Annotated in this window: 3 protein-coding genes; all 3 read left to right on the top strand. The window is 48.3% G+C overall.

Annotated features, from left to right (window positions below; translation table 11 throughout):
- A partial coding sequence (locus tag ACWA6V_RS11655; RefSeq protein ID WP_449522647.1) for a tellurite resistance TerB family protein occupies positions 1-678 on the top strand: 678 nt, incomplete at its 5' end.
- 240 nt (positions 679-918) lie between these two features.
- On the top strand, positions 919-2,019 hold the full coding sequence (locus ACWA6V_RS11650) for an acyltransferase family protein (RefSeq protein WP_449522646.1): 1,101 nt from the start codon (positions 919-921) through the stop codon (positions 2,017-2,019).
- A gap of 452 nt (positions 2,020-2,471) precedes the next feature.
- On the top strand, positions 2,472-4,564 hold a 2,093-nt coding region (locus tag ACWA6V_RS11645; protein ID WP_449522645.1), incomplete at its 3' end, for a TonB-dependent receptor plug domain-containing protein.

Raw genomic sequence — 4,564 nt, 5'->3', positions numbered from 1 at the left:
GCCGCCCTCGGGCTGGCGATCGTGCTCGTGGCCATGGCGGCGATGATGCACCGCTTCTGGGAGGAGACCGACCCCCAGACCAAGCAGGGCGAGATGGCGCACTTCATGAAGAACATCGCACTCGCCGGCGGCGCACTGGGCTTATTACTCGGCAGCAAGCAGGGCCGCAAAATGGGCGGCGCTGTGCTGACCTACGGTGGCTTGGCTGCACTCGGGGCCATCGCCTACAAAGCCTACGGTAATTGGCAGGCGCAAAATCAGGCAACCACCGCCGCTGGCCCGCAGACCATTGATCGTATTCCGCCTGCGCAAGCCGAACAGCACAGCCGCGCAATCCTTATCGCACTAATTGCTGCCGCCAAAGCCGATGGTCATGTTGATGACCGCGAGCGCCAGCTAATTGATGGTGAAATTGGCAAGCTCACGCAGGATCACGAACTGATTACCTGGGTTGATCAGGAGTTAAAAAAACCGCTCGACCCAAGTGCGATTGCTGCAGTTGCCACGACTCCAGAGATGGCCGCAGAGATGTATCTGGCGAGTATTTTGGTGGTAGATGAAGAGAATTTTATGGAGCGCGCCTACTTGCAGGAATTGGCAAAGCAACTGCGCCTGGAACCTGAATTGCAAACTGAATTATCTACTCAGGCGAAACAAGCTATCCAGTTATGTAACTAAACATTCCCGTCATAAATACATAAATAAAAAAATCGGCAATCGCTTCTCGGCGATTGCCGATTTTTTTATTTATGGACGGGCATGACGCGCTTGGCGAGATACTTGCTTAATTCATGACGCTATCCGGTTCAGTGTACTTAACCAAAAAAATTCCTCCGGGTTGGCCACCAACGCAAATCGCCGCACTCTGATGCATAGGGCGCCATGATGCTGCACAGAAATCCACAAGGAGTAACCGTCATGAAACGCTTGGAATTACTTGATTACGGAAGGTTTATTGCCGCACTTTGCGTAGTGAGCTATCACTACCTTTTTAATGGCATAAACAATGGCAAAGTCTCCTCTATCACACATATTCCCGCCATTATCGATATAGCAAAGTACGGCTATCTGGGTGTTGAATTTTTCTTCATGATCAGCGGCTATGTGATTTTTTTCTCTGCCAACCGCAAATCTGCGGGTGATTTTCTTACCTCACGCGCGGTGCGTTTGTTTCCCGCTTTTTGGGTCGCAGTATTGTTTACCAGCGCCATCGCTTTTTTTATTGGTGGCGCAATGATGTCAGTCACCGCGCCGCAGGTTGTCACCAACTTAACCATGTTTCCTAATGTCTTCGGTTATGCCTTTGTGGATGGTGTTTATTGGACATTGCAATATGAATGGAAATTTTACTTTGCCGTATTTGCTGTCCTCGCCCTTGGCCTACAGGAGCAGCTGCGCTTTATTTTTATGCTGTGGCCAGTGGGAATGGTACTTGCCAAAATTACCGGTCTGACCGCACTCCCCTTTATGGGTGATTATTACTGCTATTTTGCAGCAGGCTGCCTATTTGCCATGCTCAAAGAGCAGAAGAACTGGCCAACAACGGGCTCGCTGTTGCTCTGCGGGTATTTGTGTATTTCTTTTACACTTGAAAAAGCCTTGCTATTGGAAACCACTAGAAATGTGGACTATTCGCTAGCTATCATCGCCACCGTGATTGTCAGTTTTTTTGCATTATTTACATTTATCAACTCTACTCTGGGTGCATCGCTCACATTGCCAGGTTCGCGTTTGGCAGGCGGATTGACCTACCCGGTCTACCTGATTCATGCCCATTTTGGCTACATGGTACTCAACCATTTCGCCACCGAACAAAATAAAGTACTGGTCTACCTGCTCTGCCTTGCAAGCGTTTTAGCCACTGCCTACTTGATCCATATTTTTGCGGAGAAAAAGCCAGCCTCCTACTGGGAGCATTTGTTTTCGCGCACCCTGGGCACAGCAGGCAATGCAGTGCAAATACGCGCATCAGCAGTAGCGGGTAGCTTATATCGCTACGCGCTCGCTAAAATTCGTTAACCACCCGCAACGACCACTCCAATCAGGTGGCAAGCATAACTATGCCTGTCACCTTAAGTAACATTTTGTAACCGTTTACAAATTTTTTACGCCATAAACAAATGCTAACAAAAACTACCACCTTGCCTATAAAAAAATCCACCCGCAACAATCTCACTCTAAAAAAACTATCTTAATCATATAGATATAGTAATTTTCCAATTAAAACCCTTCTTTAATTGACGTATAAATAATCTTTTTTTGATTGATAAAAAAACAACTCCAGTATTTTAAGTGTCATAAACTGTTTGAAAATGTAAACGATTACATCTAGGATTCCGCCATCTCGTGGGATGGCAAAGGCATAACACTAACGCGCCGCTGTTCTAACTGAGTACCTGCCAACCCCAACAATGCAGGGATCTACATCACATAGACCACCACATAAAAAGTCAAAACTAGAGGACGCACACATGAACAGTTCTGCAAGTTTTAATCGGAAATTGCTCTCCACCATGATCGCCGCTTGTATCGCCACCGGTGCTTATGCGCAGGGCGATTCTGTTGAAGAAGTTATCGTTACCGGCGTGCGCGGCGCGCAGGAAAAAGCCATCGATGTCAAACGCAATTCAGCGCAAATCGTCGATTCAGTGGCCGCTGAAGATATCGGCAAACTGCCCGACACCACCATCGCCGACTCTTTGCAACGTATTACCGGTATCCAAATCCAGCGCAGCGGCGGCCAAGGTAGTGTGGTGAGCGTGCGCGGTATGGGCCAAGTGTTAAGCACCATGAACGGCGAATATTTTTTAACGCCCGCAAGTATGACCACTAACGGCGTTAACTTTACCGATGTACCGGCGAGCCTGGTATCAGGTCTGAACGTATCCAAGTCGCAATCAGCAGCGCAGTTGGAAGGCGGTATCGGCGGCAGCATCGATGTGTTGACCCGTCGCTCGCTGGAACTGGATGAAGGCTTGAGCGGTTCCGTGCGTTTGCAAGGCAGCAGCGGCAGCATCACCAAAACTACCGATCCAGAATTGAGCGGATTGGTTGGCTGGAATTTTGAAGATACAGCGGCCATGTCGCTGGCGTTTTCTTACGGCGAATCTACCCTCGCCGAAAACCAGGGCCGCCTGCGCGCTGACCGCGTCAGCGAAGAGTGGGGCTGCAGCAGCAGCTGTGCTGACCTTGATGGCAATGGCAATAAAAAAGGCGATTTTATCAACCCCATGAGCTGGAACAGCCCGGAATTTTCCGCGCGTGAAATTGAACGCGAGCGTTTGGGTTTGGCATACAACTTTAATTTGGCCGTGAGCGATGCACTCGAATTAAATGCAGATATTTTTTACACCTCAATGGACGAAAAAGCCGCTGGCCAATTTATTTATTTGGGCAACCAAATTGGCGGCCGCGCCGGCTTCCATGAATACACCTTGGTCACTGGCAAACCGGCCATTGTGAATCCTGGCGATGGCACACTCGGCGGCCAACCTTTCTACGCTACCGATATGAACATGATGGTGTCTGGTTTCCGCGCCGGTGTACTGGGTGATTACCGCGAAAGTTCTGCACTCAATTCCAATGTGGAATTGAAATACGACAATGGCGATGCCTTCACCGGCAGCGCGCGTTGGGTATCGGGTAACGCCGATAACGACAACAACAATCTCACGCTCGCACAAGTCAGCAATGCGATGATGGTCAAGCGCTCACCGACAACTGATCCCGTCAATATTAATCCAGGTGCAATTGACGATGGGTTGATTTATCCCATGCACGTCAAAGTGAACAGCGGCAGTGTGTTGGCAGAACTTGATCCGGCGATGATTAGTAAACTGGCCAACCCGGAAGCCTGGTACTTACATTCCGGTTGGATTGAAAGCACTTACGCAGAATCTGAATTTGATGTGTTGCGTTTTGATGGCAATTATAAATTTGCCGATGAAGGTTTGACTTCAGTTGATTTCGGCTATCGTTTTGCTGACCGCAGCACTACTTTCAACAACATGTCGTTTTTCTCACCTTCCGGTGTAATAAAAGATGGTGTGGAACTATTAAATAAATATCACGAAGTGGGTTACGCCACTGGCCAAGCGGGTAGCACAGGTACAGCAGCAGGTTTGACTTATGATCCACTGCCCGTGGTTGAAATTACCGATGCAAAACTCAACGGCTATATCGGTAACGTCAGCAATTTTGGTGATGCACTGAAAGGTTTTAACGTTAACATTCCGATGATCGACACACGCAAAATCGATGACCCGATTGCGTTTAACGATATGATTTACGGCAAAGGCCAACGCATTGTTAACCCGGATCGCTCTTACGCAATTACCGATAGCAAACAAAGTTTCCACTTCCAGGCTAACTTTGATAAATCGCTGAATGATACTTTCACCGTTAGTGGTAACACCGGTGTGCGCTACGTAAAAACCGATTTGACCGTAACGCAAAATATTACTGACCCGAAAAAACTCAACCCATTAATTCTGGCTGGTACCGATCCAAACCACACCACCTATATGGATCTGGGCGATAAAATTACCAACGTTACTTACAATGA

The sequence above is a fragment of the Cellvibrio sp. genome, assembly GCF_053579595.1.
This window is presented reverse-complemented; position numbering and strand designations above follow the sequence as displayed.